At 71.3% G+C, this 19,286-nt stretch carries 14 protein-coding genes; 10 read left to right on the forward strand and 4 right to left on the reverse strand.

What is annotated here, in order from left to right:
• Window positions 1-116 precede the first annotated feature (116 nt).
• A complete protein-coding gene (locus KZ820_RS15660; protein WP_219749538.1) occupies window positions 117-2,957 on the reverse strand; it encodes a TonB-dependent receptor in 2,841 nt (946 codons plus the stop codon).
• 139 nt (window positions 2,958-3,096) lie between these two features.
• Here KZ820_RS15660 and KZ820_RS15665 point away from each other — a divergent pair, with 139 nt between their 5' ends.
• The 4 genes from KZ820_RS15665 to KZ820_RS15680 are packed head-to-tail and all read left to right on the forward strand — an operon-like array spanning window position 3,097 to window position 6,287.
• Window positions 3,097-4,668, forward strand: a complete 1,572-nt coding sequence (locus KZ820_RS15665; protein ID WP_219749539.1) for a tryptophan halogenase family protein — start codon at window positions 3,097-3,099, stop codon at window positions 4,666-4,668.
• On the forward strand, window positions 4,665-5,414 hold the full coding sequence (locus KZ820_RS15670) for a SapC family protein (protein WP_219749540.1): 750 nt from the start codon (window positions 4,665-4,667) through the stop codon (window positions 5,412-5,414). Before KZ820_RS15665 ends, KZ820_RS15670 begins: the two co-directional genes overlap by 4 nt.
• Before the next feature lie 14 nt (window positions 5,415-5,428).
• On the forward strand, window positions 5,429-5,785 hold the full coding sequence (locus KZ820_RS15675) for a GntR family transcriptional regulator (RefSeq protein WP_183921807.1): 357 nt from the start codon (window positions 5,429-5,431) through the stop codon (window positions 5,783-5,785).
• A gap of 16 nt (window positions 5,786-5,801) precedes the next feature.
• On the forward strand, window positions 5,802-6,287 hold the full coding sequence (locus tag KZ820_RS15680; RefSeq protein ID WP_506344945.1) for an Ivy family c-type lysozyme inhibitor: 486 nt from the start codon (window positions 5,802-5,804) through the stop codon (window positions 6,285-6,287).
• A 427-nt stretch (window positions 6,288-6,714) separates the two neighbouring features.
• On the opposite strand, the gene KZ820_RS15685 is transcribed toward KZ820_RS15680, so the two are convergent.
• Complete coding sequence (locus tag KZ820_RS15685; RefSeq protein ID WP_219749542.1) at window positions 6,715-8,400, reverse strand: acyl-CoA dehydrogenase family protein; 1,686 nt, start codon at window positions 8,398-8,400, stop codon at window positions 6,715-6,717.
• Window positions 8,401-8,436: 36 nt separating this feature from the next.
• On the opposite strand from KZ820_RS15685, the gene KZ820_RS15690 reads away from it, so the two are divergent.
• Complete coding sequence (locus KZ820_RS15690) at window positions 8,437-9,363, forward strand: L-threonylcarbamoyladenylate synthase (RefSeq protein ID WP_219749543.1); 927 nt, start codon at window positions 8,437-8,439, stop codon at window positions 9,361-9,363.
• Window positions 9,364-9,608: 245 nt separating this feature from the next.
• On the opposite strand, the gene msrA is transcribed toward KZ820_RS15690, so the two are convergent.
• Window positions 9,609-10,154, reverse strand: a complete 546-nt coding sequence (msrA, locus tag KZ820_RS15695) for a peptide-methionine (S)-S-oxide reductase MsrA (protein ID WP_219749544.1) — start codon at window positions 10,152-10,154, stop codon at window positions 9,609-9,611.
• A gap of 67 nt (window positions 10,155-10,221) precedes the next feature.
• On the opposite strand from msrA, the gene galE reads away from it, so the two are divergent.
• Window positions 10,222-11,232, forward strand: coding sequence for a UDP-glucose 4-epimerase GalE (gene galE / locus KZ820_RS15700; RefSeq protein WP_219749545.1), 1,011 nt, complete (start codon window positions 10,222-10,224; stop codon window positions 11,230-11,232).
• A complete protein-coding gene (locus KZ820_RS15705) occupies window positions 11,229-12,062 on the forward strand; it encodes an HpcH/HpaI aldolase/citrate lyase family protein (protein ID WP_219749546.1) in 834 nt (277 codons plus the stop codon). Before galE ends, KZ820_RS15705 begins: the two co-directional genes overlap by 4 nt.
• On the opposite strand, the gene KZ820_RS15710 is transcribed toward KZ820_RS15705, so the two are convergent.
• Window positions 12,059-12,766, reverse strand: a complete 708-nt coding sequence (locus KZ820_RS15710) for a phosphatase PAP2 family protein (protein WP_258048247.1) — start codon at window positions 12,764-12,766, stop codon at window positions 12,059-12,061. The two genes, KZ820_RS15705 and KZ820_RS15710, sit on opposite strands and share 4 nt — an antisense overlap.
• Window positions 12,767-13,233: 467 nt before the next feature.
• Here KZ820_RS15710 and KZ820_RS15715 point away from each other — a divergent pair, with 467 nt between their 5' ends.
• The 3 genes from KZ820_RS15715 to KZ820_RS15725 all read left to right on the forward strand — a co-directional run bounded on the left by KZ820_RS15715 (window position 13,234) and on the right by KZ820_RS15725 (window position 19,099).
• A complete protein-coding gene (locus KZ820_RS15715) occupies window positions 13,234-15,816 on the forward strand; it encodes a TonB-dependent receptor (RefSeq protein WP_219749547.1) in 2,583 nt (860 codons plus the stop codon).
• 219 nt (window positions 15,817-16,035) lie between these two features.
• The gene (locus tag KZ820_RS15720; protein ID WP_219749548.1) at window positions 16,036-17,907 is read left to right on the forward strand and encodes a PAS domain-containing sensor histidine kinase; all 1,872 of its coding nucleotides are present in this window, start codon (window positions 16,036-16,038) and stop codon (window positions 17,905-17,907) included.
• Between the two features lie 7 nt (window positions 17,908-17,914).
• Window positions 17,915-19,099, forward strand: a complete 1,185-nt coding sequence (locus KZ820_RS15725) for an acyl-CoA dehydrogenase (RefSeq protein WP_219749549.1) — start codon at window positions 17,915-17,917, stop codon at window positions 19,097-19,099.
• The last annotated feature ends 187 nt before the right edge of the window (window positions 19,100-19,286 follow it).

Consider the following 19,286-nt stretch of genomic DNA (forward strand, 5'->3'; position numbering starts at 1 on the left):
GCGAGCGCTGCGCTGGTGGCCAGGCCCCACCCCAACCCCTCCCCTGAAGGGGAGGGGCTCATTCCGGGCCAAAAGACTATTCTACGTCGCCAGGACCGGCGCGGTGCAGCGCACGATCAGAACGAGAAGCGCACGCCGGCGTCGTACCGCGGGCCGAAGTTCTGGTATTGCAGCAGCTGGTTGTCGAACCGGCCGGTGGTGTAATATTTTGCGTTGAACAGATTGGTGCCCTCCACGAACACCTGGGCGTAGGGCGTGACGTTCACCGCGACGCTGCCGTCGAACTGGCCATAGTCGCGCACGAAGATCGGCTCGTTGCCCGCGCCGCCGGCGAGCTCGCGCAGGAAGCGCTCGCGGCGGTTGTAGGCGATGCGCGCCGAGACGCCGTATTTCTCGTAGAAGACCGTGGCGTTCTGCGAGTTGCCGATCCCCTCCGCGGCGAACGACTGGCCCACCTGGCTGGTGTCGAAGTCGCGGTTGGTGCTGACGAAGGTCGCGTTGGCCTGGACGCCGAAGCCGCTCAGCACGCCCGGCAGCCAGTCGAACGTGTGCACCAGGTTGAGCTCGAGCCCCTTGATGTCGAGCGACTGGGCGTTGCGCGGGCGCCGCACGCTGAAGCGCGCGGTGTTCTGGTCGACGATCAGCCCGCCGACCGGCAGCCCGACGCCCTGTGCGTTGCCCGCGTTGCGGATCGGGAACAGCTCGTCGCCGAACAGCTGGATGATGAAATCGTCCACCTTCTTGTAGAACACCGCCGCCGACAGCGTGGTGGTGCGCGTCGGATACCATTCCAGCGACAAATCGAGGTTCTTCGCCTGGTACGGCTTGAGATTGGGGTTACCGCCGCTCGCGGTGAGCGTGGCCGGGCGCAGCGTGCCGATGTCGAGGCTCGGCGCCAGGTCACCGATCGCGGGCCGGGTCAGCGTCTTGTAGGCGGCGAAGCGGACCTGCAGTTCCGGCGTGAAGTTGAGCCGCGCGTTCAGCGCGGGCAGGAAGTTGCTGTACGACGATTTCTGCGAGATCGGCGTGCCGGTCGGGCTGGCGAACACGCCGACGTAGATGGTCGGATCGGTCGGCGGGTTGCCCTGCGTGGGGGTCAGGTCGACCAGCTGGCGCTGGCTGCCCGACGAGGTCAGCTCGGTATATTCGTAGCGTGCCCCGACGTTGACCAGCCACGGCATGCTGCCGAGCTCACCCGAGAAGTCGACGTCGGCGTAGCTCGCCCACACCGTCTCCTTCACCCGCGTGCCCGGCTGCGGCGCGACCGCGTAGCCGTTGGTCGCGGCGTAGCGTGCCGCGGTCGTGCCCGGCGCGAGGCCGTATTTCGTGTCGAGCGCCGAGGTCGCCGCCGGGCTCGCCAGGAAGTTGAGATATCGGAACGCGTCATAGGTGAGGAAGGTGGTCGGCACCGAGCCGCTCGGCGCGCCCAGCCCCTTCACCGTGAAGGGCGACAGCAGCGACGAGTCCGCCAGCGTCGGGTAGCCGCAATAGACGCAGCCGACGTCGTCGCCCGAGGTGATCGCGACGTTGCTCTTGTCGCGCGTCGTGCTCATCAGGCCGAAGCGCACCGTCTGGAGGATGCCCAGCGCCGGCTTCCACTCGTTGTTCCAGCGGTATTCCTGCACCTTCTCGGTGACGTCGTTGCCGTTGATCCCGGCGATATGGGTGCGACCCAGCGCCGGGTTGGTCAGCACGCCGTCGGCGAAGCCGTTGACCGTGGGGATGCCGTTCCCGTCCGCCTGGGTGAAGGAATAGGGCGTGGGCGTGCCGATCACGGTGAAATAGGAGCCGCCGCCGCCCGCGTTCTTGGCGCGCGAGTAGGAGGCGTCGATCACCATCTTGAAGTTGTTCGCCGGGTTCCACTCGGCGTTGAAGCCGCCCTCCCAGGTCGTCGTCTCGCGCAGCGCGCCCGAGGAGATGAAGTCGGCGTTGCCGTTGGTGGTCAGCGAGGTGACGGTGCGATTGTCGTCGATCGTCGCCGCGGTGTAGCTGGTCGGCTCGAACCAGGCGCCGAGCGCGCGAGTCTTCGAGTCGCTCTTGAACTTGTTGTACAGGCCGTCGAGCGTGAAGGTCAGCTCGTCGGTCGGCTGGTACTGCGCCACCACCGTCGCGCCGAGGCGGGTGCGGTCGTCGCGCGCGGTGTTCACGTCGAAGTTGCGCGGCGCGTAGACGCCCGTGGCGATCGGGTTGCTGTTCGGCCCGACCGAGCTGTTGGGCAGATAGCCGTCGTTGCTGACCGAGGCGATCTGCGCGATTCGGCGCTGGTACGAGACCGAGGCGAGCAGGCCCAGCTTGCCGTCGGCGAAGGTGTTGCTGATCAGCCCGAAGCCCTGCGGCGTGAACTTGTCGCTGTTCTTCTCGTACAGCGCCTTGCCGGTCGCGATCACCTTGAAGCCGTTGAGCGCGAGCGGGCGCGGCGTCTGCACGTTGATCGTCGCGCCGATGCCGCCGCCCTGCAACGGCGCCTGCGCGGTCTTGTAGACCTGTGCGCCGCTGATCAGCTCGGCCGGGATGAGGTCGAACGAGAAGGCGCGGTTGTAATTGTCGCTGGCGAAGCTGCGCCCGTTGAACAGCACGGTGTTGAACGCCGGCCCCAGGCCGCGCACGCTGACCTGCGCACCCTCGCCGTTGGTGCGGTCGATCGCGACGCCGGGGATGCGCTGGAGCGACTCGGCGACGTTCGCGTCCGGGAACTTGCCGAGATCCTCCGAGGAGATCGCGTCGAGGATGCCGACCGCGTCGCGCTTCTGCGCGGCGGAGGAGGCGATGCTGCCGCGGATGCCGGTGACGACGATGTCCTCGGCGGCATTGTCGGTCTGGCCGGGCGGGGCGGAGACCGCGGGCGGCGCCTCTTGCGCCAGCACCGGGGTGGCGGCGATCAACGCGCCGATCGCGCATCCCATGCCGCCCGAGAACAGAAAAGCACGCGCCGTCACTTGCCGAAAGCTGGTCGCCACCGTCATCCTCCCCAATCGCAGCCACACTTGTTATGCGTGTGCTGTCGAAACAGTCTCACGGATATATCTGACAAATACAAGTGGGATCGATTACGTAAACGACGCAAAGACGTCGCAGCGGAGAGGTTCGAGAGGGATAATGTCGGCAAATCAACGGCATGACGACGCGCCTGTGACTGAAGTGGTAGTGGTCGGCGGCGGCTCGGCGGGATGGATCGCGGCGTGTCGACTCGCCGCCCAGGCGCAGCGCACGCGCAGCGGCGTCGCGGTGACACTGGTGGAGTCCGCGCGCATCCCCACCGTCGGGGTCGGCGAGGGCACCTGGCCGACGATGCGCAACACCTTGGCGAAGATCGGGATCTCCGAGACCGACTTCGTCCGCGGCTGCGACGCGGCGTTCAAGCAGGGGGCGCGCTTCGCCGGCTGGACCGATGATTCGCCCGGCGAGGGCTATTATCACCCGCTCAACCCGCCGGCGGGCGCGACCGAACTCGACCTCGCGCCGCACTGGCTCGCCCAGTCCGATGCGCCGGAGGCGGCGGACTTCGCCACCTGGGTCGATTTTCAGGCCACGCTCTGCGACGCCGGGTTGGCGCCCAAGTCGATCACCACGCCCGAGTGGGTGGGCCAGGCGAACTACGCCTACCATCTCGACGCGGGCAAGTTCGCCACGCTGCTGCGCGAGCACGCGGTCGAGCGGCTCGGCGTGCGCCACGTGCTCGGCGACGTCGCGCGGGTCGAGCAGGGCGACGGCGGGGACGTCACCGCGCTGGTGCTCGCCGACGGTGCCGCGATCGCGGGCGACCTGTTCGTCGACTGCACAGGCTTCGCCGCGCTGCTGATCGGCGGGGTCTACGCGGTGCCGTTCCGCCGCTGCGGCGACGTGCTGTTCGCCGATCGCGCCATCGCGCTGCAGGTGCCGTACGACCGCGAGGACGCGCCGATCACCTGCCACACCGTCTCCACCGCGCAGGCGGCGGGGTGGATCTGGGACATCGGGCTGTGGACCCGCCGCGGCGTCGGCCATGTCTACAGCAGCGCGCATATCGGCGACGACGAGGCCGAGGCGGCGCTGCGCCGCTATGTCGGCCCCGCCGCCGACTCGCTCACCGCACGACGCATCACGATCGACGGCGGGCATCGCGAGCGCTTCTGGCAGAACAATGTCGTCGCGGTCGGGCTGTCGGCGGGGTTCATCGAGCCGCTCGAGGCCTCGGCGCTGATGCTGATCGAGGCGTCGATGGACGCGATCGCCGACCGGTTGCCGCGCACCCGCGGCGCGATGCGCGTCGCCGCGCGCCAGTTCAACGCCGCCTTCACGCACCATTGGGCGCGCATCATCGAGTTCCTCAAGCTCCACTACGCGATCACCAAGCGCACTGACACCGACTTCTGGCGCGACAATGCCTCGCCCGCGACCTGGCCCGACGGGCTGGCCGAGCGGCTCGAGCTGTGGCGCACCCAGCCGCCCGCGCCGCAGGACTTCGACCACGCGCGCGAGGTCTTCTCCTGGCCGAGCTACCAGTACGTGCTCCACGGCATGCGCTTCGACGCGCATTATGCCCCGATCGACCCCGCCGCGCCCGAGAGCGCACTGGCGCGGCGCCATCTCGCCCGCGCCGAGCGCGCGCGCGCCGAGGCGATGCAGCGGCTGCCGCGCCACCGCGACCTGATCCGGGCGGTGCGCGAGCACGGGTTGCAGGCGGTATGAGCGGCCTGGTCGCGCTCGACCCCGCCCGCCACGAGACCGTACGCTTCGACGCGGCGGCGGCAGGGCGAGGGCGCGCGATCGCGCAGCTCGGGCGCGGCGAGATCGCGCTGGCGGCGTGCGACATGCCCTTGTGCTTCGCCAAGGACGGCGGCACCGGCCGCTTCAACCTGGTCGCGCTGATGGCGCTGGGCGGCGACAACCTGTTCGCGGGGGCGGGCGGCTTCCACGCCACCTACATGCCCCAGGCGGTGCTGCTCGGCGCCTTCCGCCTCGCCGAGGGCGGCAGCGGGCTCGCGATCGACCCCGCCGACGCGTCGATCGGTGCGCGTGGCGCGGCGCTCATCGAGCGCGGCGCGGTGACGTCGCTGGTCGCCGAGCTGCGCGCTGCCTTGCAGCGGCTGGTCGAGGACGTGGCCGCCGCGCGCGCGCTGGCAGAGGCGCTCGCGCGGCACCGGCTGCTGCGGCCGTGGCGGCTGGTGCTGCGCCGCGCCGAGGCGCGCGAGCACGCGCTCGACGGTCTCTACACGATCGACGAGGAGGCGCTCGCCGCGCTCGACGAGGCGGCGGTGGTGGCGCTCCACCGCGACGGGTCGCTCGCCGCGGCGGCGGTGATCGCCGCCTCGCGCCAGCAGCTCGAGCGGCTGCGCCAGCTCCACGATGCCGCACAGCCGGACGCTCGGATCGTCGTGGGCGAGCTGCGCCTGACGAGTGAACCGCGCGCCCGGCTCGACAATCACGTTATATAGTGTATTAACGCAGCATGGCAGCGCTGAGCAGCGACGACTCGCCGGTCTATCTCCGGCTACGCGGCACGATCGCCGCGGCGATCCTGCGCGGCGACTATGCCGCGGGCGACCAGCTCCCCTCGGTGCGCGCGCTGGCCGCCGAGCATGGCGCCAACCCGCTCACCGTCGCCAAGGCCTATCAGAGCTTCCAGGACGACGGCTATGTCGAGGTGCGTCGCGGCGTCGGCATGTTCGTGCTGGCGGGGGCGGCGGAGCGGCTGCGCCGCGCCGAGCGCGAGGATTTCGTCGCGCACCAATGGCCGCGCATCCGCGAGCGGATCGACCTGCTCGGGCTTGACGCGACCGACCTGCTCGAACGAGTCGCCGGCTGAGGCGTTGTCGGGCGTGATGCGACGCCTGATCTCCCTCGCGGCCTGCGCCGCGCTCGCCGCCTGCCAGCAGCAGCCCGACCAGCCCGGCAACACGGCGCCTGTTCCCACGCCCAGCGCGTCGCCCAGCGCCGCCGCCACGCCTGTCGCGGCGCTGGCACGCTACGTCGGCCACTACCCGACCGACGCGGTGGAGGGGGGCAGCAGCTTCCTGGCCGACCCGGCGGTGCGCGCGGCGGTGGCGGCGGCGGTGCCCGACGAGGGCGTGCGCGCGCGCGTGCTCGACACCGACGTCACCGCCACGCCGATCGCCGAGGTCGAGGGGCGCGTGCTCGCCTACGGTTGCGAGCCGCACAATTGCGGGCCGCACAACTGGGCGATCGCGCTGGCGCCCGACGGCGGCACGGGCGCGGTCTGCTATTATGACGAGGACCGCAGGGTGGCGCGCTGGTATCCCGAGGGCGCGGGGCCGAACCCGGCGAGCGGGTGCCCGTCGGGGGAGTGAGGCGAAGTTCAGGGTAGCAGTGCTCCGGCCCTCACTACGGTCGTGCCCCGGCGCAGGCCGGGGCCCATTTGGGTGGCGTCGGTGGGTCTCACTCCGGCCTTCCCCACTGGGTACCGGCCTTCGCCGGCGAACGGGGATGAGGTGATCGCACACACCTCCCTCGCACCGCCCCGGCGAACGCCGGGGTCCAGGTCGGGGACGTCACTGAGACTCACTACGGTCGTCCCACCTCGGCTCCGGCGCGCGCCGGGGAATGCGGTATAGATCGCCGGGTGCGCTTGCCTGGCACCGTCCTGGCGAACTTCGGGGCCCAGGAGGAGTGTCACTGAGACCCACCGCGGCTTTCCCAACTGGACCCCGGCGTCCGCCGGGGTGGAGCAAGGAGGAGGCGGAGCACTCCTCCCCCACTACACGCCCTCGGCCTCGCCTAGAATGCCCCCGCCGGCAGCGCGTACAGCACCTCCGCGCTCGCGCTCGCCGCCGCCTCCAGCCCCAGCGCCTCGGGCACGATCTGGTCGAGGTAGAAGGCGCAGGCCGCGCGCTTCACCGCGTCGGCCGCGGGCACCGCGGCCTGGCGCTCCATCAGCCAGCCGCACGACGCCACCGACAGCATCGTCAGGAAGGGATAGCTCGCCGCCTGGCGATCGTCCGCGCTCGCCCCCTGGAGCCGCCGCCCGACCGCCTCGCAGGCGTCGACCAGCCGCGCCAGCGCGGGGTGGCGCGCGTCGCGGCGCAGGTCCGCGATCAGGTCGGCGAAGGCGCCGCCGTTCGCGAGCGACAGCTTGCGCCCGACCAGGTCGGCGGCCTGGATCCCGTTCGTCCCCTCGTAGATCGGCGTTATCCGCGCGTCGCGGAAGAACTGCGCGGCGCCGGTCTCCTCGACATAGCCCATCCCGCCATGGACCTGCACGCCGAGGCTGGCCACCTCGTTGCCGAGATCGGTGGCGTGCGCCTTGGCGAGCGGGGTCATCATCTCGAGCCGCTCGCGCGCTTTGGCGTCGCCCAGCGTGGCGCGGTCGACCTGGCCGCAGGCGTAATAGACGAGCGCGCGCGCCGCCATCGTCTGCGCCTTCATCCGCAGCAGCATGCGGCGCACGTCGGCATGCTCGACGATCGCCGCGGGGGCGCCGTCGCGCGCGCCCTGGACTCGCTCGCGCGCATAGGCCGCCGCCTTCTGCGTCGCGCCCTCCGCCACCTGCACGCCCTGGACGCCGACGTTGAGGCGCGCGTTGTTCATCATCGTGAACATCGCGCGCATGCCGCCGAACTCGGGGCCGATCAGCTCGCCGACGCAGTCGCCGTTGTCGCCGAACGACAGCACGCAGGTGGGCGAGGCGTGGAGGCCCAGCTTGTGCTCGATCGACACCGCGCGCACGTCGTTGGGCGTGCCGTCGAGCCGCACCTTGGGCACGAGGAACAGCGAGATGCCGCGCGTCCCCGCGGGCGCGTCCGGTGTGCGCGCGAGCACGAGATGGACGATATTGTCGGCGAGGTCGTGGTCGCCGAAGCTGATGAAGATCTTGGTGCCGCTGATCAGGTACGTGCCGTCGCCGCCCCCCTCTTTCTCGATGGGCGTCGCGGTGGTGCGCAGCGCGCCGACGTCGCTGCCCGCCTGCGGCTCGGTGAGGTTCATCGTGCCGGTCCATTCGCCGCTGGCGAGCCGGGGCAGGTAGGTCGCCTGCTGCTCGGGCGTGCCGTGGTGCGCCAGCGCCTCGATCGCGCCGACGGTGAGGATCGGCGCGAGCGCGAAGCCCATGTTGGCGGTGCCGAGCGTCTCCAGCACCGCGGCCTGGACGACGAAGGGCAGGCCCTGGCCGCCCCAGCGCTGGTCGACCCCGATCGTGCCCCAGCCGCCCTCGACATAGGCCTGGTAGGCGGCGCGGAAGCCGTCGGGCATGACGACGCCCTCGGGGGTCCAGCGCGCGCCGACGCGGTCGCCCGCGATGGCGAGCGGCGCCCATTCGCCCTCAGCGAACGCGCCGATGCCCTCGAGCACCGCCTCGACCGTGTCCGCGCTGGCGGCGGCGAAGCGCTCGTGCCGCGCGATCTCGTCGAGTCCGACGACATGGTCGAGGACGAAGCGCTGGTCGGCGATGGCGGGCACGAAGGTCATTTCTCTCTCCTGTGCGCCCTCGCTATACCCGGCGCGATGAGCGCTCAACTCCCCGAGATCCGACGCTACGGCACGGCCGCGGTCGCGGCGGCGGCGGCGGCGATCCGCGCCGGCGGGATCGTCGCGGTGCCGACCGAGACGGTCTACGGACTCGCCGCCGACGCGCGTGATTCGGCTGCCGTGACGCGGATCTACGCCGCCAAAGGGCGGCCCAGCTTCAACCCGCTGATCGTCCACGTGCTCGACCTCGCCGCGGCGGAGGCGCTGGCGGTGTTCGACGACGACGCGCGCGCGCTGGCGGCACGCTTCTGGCCGGGGCCGCTGACGCTGGTGCTGCCGCTGCGCGACGGCGCGGGCGTGGCGTCGCTCGTCACCGCGGGGCTCGACACGATCGCGTTGCGCGTGCCGGCGCACCGCGCGATGCGCGCGCTGCTGGCGGCGAGCGGCGCGCCGCTGGCCGCCCCCTCGGCCAACGCGAGCAACGCGATCAGCCCGACCCGCGCCGAGCATGTCGCGGCGAGCCTCGGCGCTTCGGTGCCGCTGATCCTCGACGACGGCGCGACCGGGGCGGGGGTGGAGTCGACGATCGTGGCGGGGCGGACGATCCTGCGCCCCGGCCCGGTCACCGCGGAGATGCTGCGCGCGGTGCTGCCAGTCGCGCCGGGGACGACCGCGCATGTCAGCGCGCCGGGGCAGCTCGCGAGCCACTATGCGCCGCGCAAGCCGCTGCGGCTGGCGGCGGTGGCGGCCGAGGCGGACGAGTGGCTGATCGGCTATGGCGCGGTCGCGGGCGACGATACGTTGTCGGCGGCGGGCGATCCGGTCGAGGCGGCGGCGCGGCTGTTCGATGCGCTCCACCGCGCCGACGCGAGCGCGCGCGCACGGATCGCGGTGGCGCCGGTGCCCGAGGCGGGCGTCGGGGTAGCGATCAACGACCGGCTGCGGCGCGCGGCGCAGCGTTAGGCGGCGGCGCCGTGTTCCTGCGCCCGCAGGAACCCAAGGTGGCGAGAGGGATGTTTCGCGAGGCTCGTCCCGCCGTCATTCCGGACTTGTTCCGGGATCCAGCGTGCCGCGTACTCAGATGGCATCGCTCACGCGGAACGGTGGTTCCCGGAACAAGTCCGGGTTGACGGAGGAAGGGGCCGGCCATCAGATCGGTGGCCGGCACATCCGACGACCTCCTCAACCCGAGGCCGGCGCCCCCTCGCTCACGCCGCCGGCGCGCTCGCCTTGCTGCGCGCGGCGAAGCTCTTGCGCAGCTTCTGCAGCTTGGGCGGGATCACCGCCATGCAATAGGGGTTCGACCGGCCCGAGGTCTCCCAATAATCCTGGTGATAGCCCTCCGCCGGGTACCAGTCGCCGAACTCCTCGATCGTGGTCACGATCTTGCCCGGAACCTCCTCCTGCGCGCGCGCGATCGCCTGGTTGGCCTGCTCCTCCTGCATCACCGTCTCGGGGAAGATCGCCGAGCGGTACTGCGTGCCGACGTCGTTGCCCTGGCGGTTGAGCTGCGTCGGGTCGTGCGTGGCGAAGAAGATGTCGAGCAGGTCGGCGTAGCTCACCTGCGCGGGATCGAAGCCGACGCGGATCGCCTCGGCGTGGCCGGTGTCGCCGCCGCACACCTGCTTGTAGGTGGGGTGGGGGATGTGGCCGCCGATATAGCCGCTCTCGACGCTCTCGACCCCGATCACGTCCTTGAACACCGCCTCGGTGCACCAGAAGCAGCCACCCGCCAGCGTCGCATATTCCGTCATCAGAAGCGTCTCCTTTGCGTGTCATGTAGGAAGCCGCTAGGCGGCGGCAACGGCAACGGAGACAGGCATGACGCAGGACGCGACGCTCGACGGCAAGGTGATGGTGACCGGCGGTGCCGGCTATATCGGCAGCCACGCCGTGCTCGCGCTGCTCGACGCGGGCTATGACGTCGTCGTCATCGACAATCTCGTCACCGGCTTCGACTGGGCGGTCGACCCGCGCGCCGCCTTCGTCAACGTCGCGGTCGAGGACGCGCGGGTCCGCGACGTGATCCGCGAGCACAAGGTGCGCGCGATCATGCATTTCGCCGGCTCGGTCGTGGTGCCCGAGTCGGTCAGCGACCCGCTCAAATATTACCGCAACAACACCGCGGCGACACGCAGCCTGATCGAGAGCGCGGTGGCCGAGGGCGTGCCGCACTTCATCTTCTCCTCGACCGCGGCGACCTATGGCACGCCCGAGCGCGTCCCCGTCGCCGAGGACGACCCCAAGGTGCCGATCAATCCCTATGGCATGTCCAAGCTGATGACCGAGCATATGCTCAAGGACGTCTCGGCGGCGCACCCGATGAACCACTGCTGCCTGCGCTATTTCAACGTCGCCGGCGCGGACCCGCAGGGGCGCAGCGGCCAGTCCACGGTCGGCGCGACCCACCTGATCAAGATCGCGGTGGAGGCGGCGACGGGCAAGCGCGCCGCGGTGTCGGTCTACGGCACCGACTTCCCGACCAGCGACGGCACCGGGGTGCGTGACTATATCCACGTCAGCGACCTCGCCGAGGCGCATGTCGCCGCGCTCGCGCTGCTGGTCGAGCGGCCGGCCGAGAGCCACACGCTCAACTGCGGCTACGGCCGCGGCTTCTCGGTGCTCGAGGTGCTCGACGCGGTGGACCGCGTCACCAACCATCCGATCGAGCGCCGGCTGGAGGGCCGCCGCGCCGGCGATCCGGCCGAGCTGGTCGCGGACAATGCCGCGATCCTGCGCACGATCGACTGGGCGCCGCGGCGCGACGACCTGGAGGGGATCGTCCGCGACGCGCTGGCGTGGGAGCGGCAGCTGGCCGAACGCGCGCGGTGACGTGGCGCTCGCTCCTGTTCGTGCCGGGCGACCGCCCGGATCGGATGGAGAAAGCGCTCGGGCTCGGCGCCGACGCGCTGATCCTCGACTTGGAGGATGCGGTCGCGCCCGCCGCCAAGCCGGCCGCGCGTGACGCGGTGCGCGCGCTGGTGGAGCGGGCGCCCGGGGGACCCGCGCTGCTGGTGCGGGTCAACCCGGTCGGGACCGGGGCGTTCGCCGCGGACGTCGCCGCGCTGGCGGGCGCGCCGCTGACCGGCGTGGTGCTGCCCAAGGCGGAGGGTCGCGCCACCGTGGCCGCGCTGCGCGCGGCGCTGCCGGGCGACTATACGGTGCTGCCGATCGCGACCGAGACGCCGCGCGCGGTCTTCACGCTGGGCGACTATGACGGCGCGGGGCTGGCGGGGCTGACCTGGGGTGCCGAGGACCTGCCCGCCGCGATCGGCGCGCTGTCGTCGCGCGAGACCGACGGCGGCTACACCGACCCGTACAAGGTGGTGCGCTCGCTTGCATTGTTCGCCGCGCACGCCGCCGGGGTCGCCGCGATCGAGACGGTCTACCCCGACTTCCGCGACCTCGACGGGCTCGCTGCCTATGCCGCGCGCGGCCGGCGCGACGGCTTCACCGGCATGATGGCGATCCACCCCGCGCAGGTGGCAGTGATCAACGCCGCGTTCACGCCGGGGGAGGCGGAGCTCGCGGCGGCGCGGCGCGTGGTCGCGCTGTTCGCGGCGAACCCGGGCGCGGGCGCGCTCCAGCTCGACGGCCGCATGGTCGACGCGCCGCACCTCGCCGCGGCGCGGCGGCTGCTCGCGACGGCGCGCGCGGACTAGCGCGCCAGCGAGCGCCGCAGCGTCGCGCCGAGCCACCACCACAGCGCCGCCCAGCCGGTGCCGGCGCACCAGCCCGCCAGCACGTCCGACGGCCAGTGCACGCCGAGGTACACGCGGCTCACCCCGATCAGCCCGGTCAGCAGGATCGCTATCACGAAGATGTAGCTGCGCACCGCGCGCCCGTCCGCCACCTGCGCCACCAGCCCGGCGAGCGTGAGATACACCAGCGCGCTGTTGGTGGCGTGCCCGCTCGGGAAGCTCAGCCCGGTGACCTGGACGAGATGGTCGACCAGCTCGGGCCGCGGTCGGCCGACCCAGTGTTTCGCCTGCGCCGCGATGATCGAGCCGCTGATCGTCGCCGCCGCGATCAGCGCCGCGGTGAGCCACAGCCGGCGAACCAGCAGCAGCCCGACCGTCCCCGCCACCACCAGCGTCAGCACCGTGCCGCTGCCCAGCGCGGTGACGTCGATCAGCGCCGCGTGCAGCCAGCGCGGTCCGACCGGTTGCGCCGGGTCGCCGGGCACGCGCAGCGCGAGCATGATCGCGCGGTCCCAAGCGAGCGGCGCGCCGCCCGCGACCAGCCGCGCGAGCAGCGCCACGCCGACCAGCCCGGCGAGGCCGAGTGCGATCCACAGGACGGGCGGGGCGGGCGGGGCATCGCGCGGCTCCTCGGCAGGCACGGCGCGGTCGATCATCGTCTGCATGGTCGGCGACAACGAGCGGGGCGCGGGAGCGCTGCGTGGAGGAGGCGAAATTCGCTCGAGGGGAAAGACCGCGCTGGCTACAGCGACATGGATCAGGCTGGGTTGCTGACGGCGCAGGTGTGACGGGGCGCTCACACCATTGGCCTCTCGCCCGCGACGTATCGCCCAATTTCGTCCGTCATCCCCACGGAGGCGGGGATCCATACACGCCGACGTGCCGGCTCTTTCACGAAGGTCCGCGCGTCTGGATCCCTGCCTCCGCAGGGATGACGGGGGTACCGCGAAGGCCCGGTCGCCCGCGCGCCGCCGACCCTTAGTGTCGCTTACACCAGGGATTACCATGCGGTGCGCCCCACTCGCAGCATCGCCGCGGCAACAAAATGTCGCAACCGGTCGCCCGACCGATTGACGAAGCCCCCCGCCGCAGCGCAGCATGCCCGTCATACAGTCGCAACAATGGGGGCATTGTGGTGGTGAGCTTCAAGCGTCGCATGCTGGTGCAGCTTCTCGCGTCGGCCGCGATCGCGTCCCCGGCGGCGGCACAGGGTACGCCCGACCAGGTCGCCGCCACACCGACCAGCTCGGGCCAGACCACCCAGGCCGACGTGCCGCAGAACAGCAGCACCACCGACGGCGACATCATCGTCACCGCGCAGAAGCGCGACGAGAATATCCAGAACGTGCCGATCAGCATCCAGGCCATCGGCACGCGCCGGCTGGATCAGCTCAACGTCTCGAACTTCAACGAATATACCCAGCTGCTGCCGTCGGTGGCGTTCCAGTCGTCGCAGCCCGGCGTCACCACCGTCTACATGCGCGGCGTCGCCTCGGGCGGTGACGGCAACCACTCGGGCTCGCTGCCCTCGGTCGGCACGTACCTCGACGAGCAGCCCGTCACCACGATCGGCGGCACGCTCGACATCCACATCTACGACGTCGCCCGGATCGAGAGTCTCGCCGGGCCGCAGGGCACGCTGTACGGCGCGTCGAGCGAGGCGGGGACGATCCGCATCATCACCAACAAGCCCGATACCGCCGGCTTCTACGGCCGCGTCGACGGTGAGGTGAACAGCGTCCGCTCGGGCGGGATCGGCTACACCACCGAGGGGATGCTCAACATCCCGTTCGGCGAGCGCATGGCGCTGCGCGTCGTCGGCTTCTACCAGCGCGACGCCGGCTTCATCGACAATGTGCCGGGCACGCGCAGCTTCCTGCCCCAGCCCGGCGGCGTCACCGTCACCAACGACCAGTTTGTCGAGAAGGACTATAACGACACCGAGACCTATGGCGGCCGCGCCGCGCTGAAGATCGACCTCGACGACAATTGGACCGCGACGCCGACCTTCCTCTATCAGGAACAGCGCAGCCACGGCAGCTACGCCTTCGACCCGAAGGTCGGCGACCTCGAGGTGCAGCACTTCTACCCCGAATACCGCAAGGACCGGTTCGCGCAGGCGGCGCTGACGATCGAGGGCCAGCTCGGCAACTGGGACGTGACCTATGCCGGCGCCTATCTCGACCGCCGTGCCGAGCAGTCGACCGACTATACCGATTACTCGGAAGCCTATGACTCGCTCTACTCGTCGGTCGGCGGGCTGGCGGGCTATTTCTATTACCAGGATGCGGCCGGCAACACGATCGACCCGCGGCAGCGCGTCGTCGGGCGCGATCACTTCAAGAAGACCAGCCAGGAACTGCGCGTCGCCTCGCCCGCCGACCAGCCGTTCCGGATCGTCGCGGGCGGCTTCTACCAGCGGCAGAGCAACCTGATCTTCCAGGACTATCAGATCCCGAACCTGGGTCCGGACGTGTCGGTCAACGGCTATACGGGGACGCTGTGGCTGACGCGCCAGCACCGCGTCGACAAGGATTACGCGGTGTTCGGCGAGGCGAGCTACGACCTCACGCCGCGGCTGACGCTGACCGCGGGCGGGCGCGCCTTCATCTACGACAACTCGCTGGTCGGCTTCTTCGGCTTCGGCCGCAATCCCGGCGTCGATCCCGAGGACGGCCGACCCTATACGGCGTCGCCGTTCAACGCCGCGGGCAGCTCGCGCACCGGCTTGGCGAGCTGCTACCTCGCCGGCGGCGGCACGCTGCGCGACGCCTATCTCAGCGGCGGCGACACCAGCGCCTTCCTGACGACCAAGGACGTCGGCGGTATCCCCTGCGCCAATCTCGGCGTCGTCAAGGGCAACACGGTGGTGCCCAAGCGCGCCGACGGCCAGGGCGTGACCTACCGCTTCAACGCGACCTGGAAGCCGACCGACCTGCTGCTGCTCTACGGCACCTGGTCCAAGGGCTTCCGCCCCGGCGGGATCAACCGGCGCGGCGACGTCGGCGACTATGACGCCGACTTCCTCACCAACTATGAGCTCGGCTGGAAGACGACCTGGCTCGACGGGCGGCTGCGGATCAACGGCGCGGTGTACCAGCAGGACTGGGACCAGTTCCAGTTCGCCTTCCTGGGCGAGAACAGCTTCACCGTGATCCAGAACGGCCCCGACGCGCGCATCCGCGGCATCGAGATGGACGCCAACGTCAGCGCCGGGCCGCTCTCCTTCACCGCCTCGGGCGCCTATACCGACGCCAAGACGCGCACCGATCTGTGCCGGACGGTGACCTGCGCGGGCGACGGCAGCGACGTGGTCGCCGCGGCGGGCCGGCGCCTGCCGATCACGCCGCGTTTCAAGCTGAGCGCGACCGCGCGCTACACGGTCCCGATCGGCGCGGCGAAGGCCTATCTCCAGGGGCTGGTGGCGCACCAGAGCTCGGCGGCGTCGGACATCCGGCTCAGCGTGGAGGAGGTCGGCACGGGCCGCCTCGCCAACCCGTCGGCGGAGATCGGCCGGCTGCCCGCCTACACCACGGGCAACCTCGCACTGGGGGCGGACTGGGGCAAGTACACGCTCGAGCTGTTCGCGCGGAACCTTTGGGACGAGCGCGGGCAGATCGCGCGCTTCATCCAGTGCGGCTCGTGCTACCAGCGGCCCTATGCCGTGCCGATCACCCCGCGCACGATCGGGCTGCGGCTGGGCGCGAAGTTCTGAGGAGCGGCGCGGCTCGTGGCGCTACCGTCGTCATCCCCCGTGCCGTCATCCTCCTTGACGCCGGGAAGAGGGGCGGCCGGCGCGCCACATCGGTCCGCGCGCCTCGCCCGGTCCGGCGCGCGTTGATCCCGGCGCGGCGACCGTCATCGTCGCGCGCCGCCGACCGCGACGCCCGTCAACGCGCTGGCGGTAGGGTATAACGCCCGGTAGACCGGCGCGATGAACGGATCGCCGCACGAGGAGGAGGACGCCCGCTGGTTCCGCCGCGCCGCGATGGCGACGGGTCACGCGATCGTCGTCACCGGGCCAGAGATCGAGCGCCCCGGGCCGGTGATCCGCTTCGTCAACGCGGCGATGTGTGCGCTCACCGGCTATGCCGAGCACGAGCTGCTCGGGGCCACGCCGCGGATCCTTCAGGGCCCCGAGACCGATCGCGCGGTGCTCGCCGCGCTCAAGGACGCGCTGCGCGCCGGCCGCGGCTACGCCGGCGAGACCATCAACTATCGCAAGGACGGCGCGCGATACGTCGTCGACTGGACGATCGACCCGATCCGCGACGAAGCGGGCGTGATCGAGGGCTGGATCGGCGTGCAACGCGACATCACTGCCGAGCGCGGCCGCGACATCGAGCGTGCCGAGGCCGGCGCGCGGCTGCGCGCGATCTTCTCCGCTGCCTCGGTCGGCCTGTCCGAGGTCGACCAGCACGGGCGTTTCCTGCGCGTCAATCAGGAGCTGTGTCGTCTGCTCGGCCGCGGCGAGGCCGAGCTGCTGCGCCTCGGCGTCGCCGACGTGACCCGGCCGGCCTATCTCGCGCCCTCCTTCGCCGCGGTGGAGCGCGCGTTGGCGGGCGGGCGCACCGCCACGCTCGACAAATGCTACCACCGCCCCGACGGTACCGTTGTCTGGGCGAACAGTAGCATCACCCCGCTCGGCGCGCCGGGTGACCCGGCGCGCTCGCTGCTGGTCGTCACCATCGACCTCACCGCGCGCAAGCGCGCCGAGGCGGCGCTGCGCGAGAGCGAGGAGCTATTCCGGCAGTTCGGCACCGCGTCGGCCGACGCCCTGTGGGTGCGCGACGCGCGCGACCTGCGCGTCGAATATGCCAGCCCCGCCTTCGAGCGGCTGTACGGCCTGCCGCTGGCGACGGTCGGCGCCCGCGACGACCTGCGCCGCGTGGCGCGGCTGATCCTGCCCGCCGACCGCGCCGGCGCGCTCGACGCAGTGCGTCGCGTCCGCGCGGGCGCGACCGTCACCGCCGAGTTCCGCATCCGTCGTGCCGAAGACGGCGCGGTGCGCTGGGTGCGCGACACCGCTTTCCCGATCCGCGACGGCGAGGGCCGGATCCACCGCATCGGGGGGATCAGCGAGGACGCCACCGCGGCCAAGGCGAGCTCCGACCGGCTAGAGGTGCTCGTCGCCGAGCTGCAACACCGCACGCGCAACCTGCTCGGCGTCGTGCGCGGCCTGTCGAACCAGCTGATCGCGAGCAGCGCCTCGCTCGACGATTTCGCCGGCCGGTTCGACGACCGGCTGCGCGCGCTGGCACGGGTCAACGGGCTGCTCGCGCGGCTGAGCGAGGGCGATCGCATCACCTTCGACGAGCTGGCGCGGAGCGAGCTCGAGTCGCTCGGCGGCGCCGACTGGCTAGGCTCGGGGCGGGTGACCATGACCGGCCCGACGGGCGTGCGGCTGCGCTCGAGCACGGTGCAGACCTTCGCGCTCGCGCTCCACGAACTCGCCACCAACGCGCTCAAGTACGGCGCGCTGTCGCCGCGCGGCGGGCGGCTCGCGCTGGACTGGCGAGTCGCGACGGTCGGGGGCGTGCCGATGCTGCACGTCACCTGGCAGGAGAGCGGAGTCGCGCGCGATCCGGTCGCCGACGCGCCGGCGCCGGGCGGCGGCTATGGGCGCGAGCTGATCGAGCATGCCTTGCCGTATCAGCTCGGCGCGCGCACGCGTTTCGCGTTGCGCGACGATGGCGTCCACTGTGAGATCGCGCTGCCCGCCTCGCGCGGTTCCGAAACCGCGCGCGCTGCGCTAGACGCGGGGGCAGACCCCGGCGGCGCCGGGCACGACATCGGAGAGGATTGATCACCGCATGACCCAGATGGGCCGGTTCGACTGGGCAGACCCGTTCCTGCTCGACGATCAGCTGAGCGAGGACGAGCGGATGGTGCGCGACACCGCGCGGGCGTACGCTGAGGACAAGCTCGCGCCGCGCATCGTCGAGGCGTTCGCTAACGAGCACACCGATCCCGCGATCTTCCGCGAGATGGGGGAGCTGGGGCTGCTCGGCCCGACCATCCCGGAGGAATATGGCGGCGTCGGCGCCTCTTATGTCGCCTACGGGCTGGTGGCGCGCGAGGTGGAGCGGATCGACTCGGGCTATCGCTCGATGATGAGCGTGCAGTCGAGCCTCGTGATGTACCCGATCTACGCCTACGGCTCGGAGGAGCAGCGCCACCGCTGGCTGCCCGGGCTGGCGCGCGGCGAGCTGATCGGCTGCTTCGGGCTGACCGAGCCCGACGCCGGCTCGGACCCCGGCGGCATGACCACGCGCGCGCGCAAGGTGGACGGCGGCTACGTGCTCTCGGGCGCCAAGACCTGGATCTCGAACAGCCCGATCGCCGACGTGTTCGTGATCTGGGCCAAGAGCGACGCGCACGACGGCGCGATCCGCGGCTTCGTGCTGGAGAAGGGCGCGAAGGGGCTCGCCACGCCCAAGATCGAGGGCAAGCTCTCCTTGCGCGCCTCGATCACCGGCATGGTGATGATGGACGAGGTCGAGGTCGGCGAGGACGCGCTGCTGCCGAACGTGGCGGGGCTGAAGGGGCCGTTCGGCTGCCTCAACCGCGCGCGCTACGGGATCAGCTGGGGCGCGCTGGGCGCGGCGGAATATTGCTTTCACGCCGCGCGGCAATACGGGCTCGACCGCAAGCAGTTTGGCACGCCGCTCGCCGGGCGCCAGCTGTTTCAGAAGAAGCTGGCCGACATGGAGACCGAGATCGCGCTCGGGCTGCAGGCGAGCCTGCGCGTCGGGCGGCTGATGGACGAGGGGCGGTTCGCGCCCGAGATGGTCTCGCTGGTCAAGCGCAACAACGTCGGCAAGGCGCTCGACGTGGCGCGCGCGGCGCGCGACATGCACGGCGGCAACGGCATCTCGGGCGAGTATCAGGTGATGCGCCACCTGATGAACCTCGAGACGGTCAACACCTACGAGGGCGCGCACGACGTCCACGCGCTGATCCTCGGCCGCGCCATTACCGGCATCGCGGCGTTCTGAGGGTCAGATCCTCCCCGGCACGGGGAGGGGGACCATGCGCAGCATGGTAGGGGGCTTTCCGCATACGAGACGCCGCGTGAGCGGATAGCCCCCGCCACCACCGCGATGGCGCGCGGCGGTCCCCCTCCCCGTAGGCGGGGAGGATCTTGGAACCGCCCGCCGCCCGCCCCGGTTCTCGCTCGCATCG

Source organism: Sphingomonas citri (assembly GCF_019429485.1).
Taxonomy (GTDB): Bacteria; Pseudomonadota; Alphaproteobacteria; order Sphingomonadales; family Sphingomonadaceae; genus Sphingomonas; species Sphingomonas citri.

Coding starts and splice junctions, on each gene's coding strand:
- KZ820_RS15720 (WP_219749548.1), top strand. CDS start 16,036: ATGAACGGATCGCCGCACGAGGAGGAGGACGCCCGCTGGTTCCGCCGC.
- msrA (WP_219749544.1), bottom strand. CDS start 10,154: ATGACGGAATATGCGACGCTGGCGGGTGGCTGCTTCTGGTGCACCGAG.
- KZ820_RS15725 (WP_219749549.1), top strand. CDS start 17,915: ATGACCCAGATGGGCCGGTTCGACTGGGCAGACCCGTTCCTGCTCGAC.
- galE (WP_219749545.1), top strand. CDS start 10,222: ATGACGCAGGACGCGACGCTCGACGGCAAGGTGATGGTGACCGGCGGT.
- KZ820_RS15675 (WP_183921807.1), top strand. CDS start 5,429: ATGGCAGCGCTGAGCAGCGACGACTCGCCGGTCTATCTCCGGCTACGC.
- KZ820_RS15670 (WP_219749540.1), top strand. CDS start 4,665: ATGAGCGGCCTGGTCGCGCTCGACCCCGCCCGCCACGAGACCGTACGC.
- KZ820_RS15685 (WP_219749542.1), bottom strand. CDS start 8,400: ATGACCTTCGTGCCCGCCATCGCCGACCAGCGCTTCGTCCTCGACCAT.
- KZ820_RS15665 (WP_219749539.1), top strand. CDS start 3,097: ATGTCGGCAAATCAACGGCATGACGACGCGCCTGTGACTGAAGTGGTA.
- KZ820_RS15710 (WP_258048247.1), bottom strand. CDS start 12,766: ATGCAGACGATGATCGACCGCGCCGTGCCTGCCGAGGAGCCGCGCGAT.
- KZ820_RS15690 (WP_219749543.1), top strand. CDS start 8,437: ATGAGCGCTCAACTCCCCGAGATCCGACGCTACGGCACGGCCGCGGTC.
- KZ820_RS15680 (WP_506344945.1), top strand. CDS start 5,802: ATGCGACGCCTGATCTCCCTCGCGGCCTGCGCCGCGCTCGCCGCCTGC.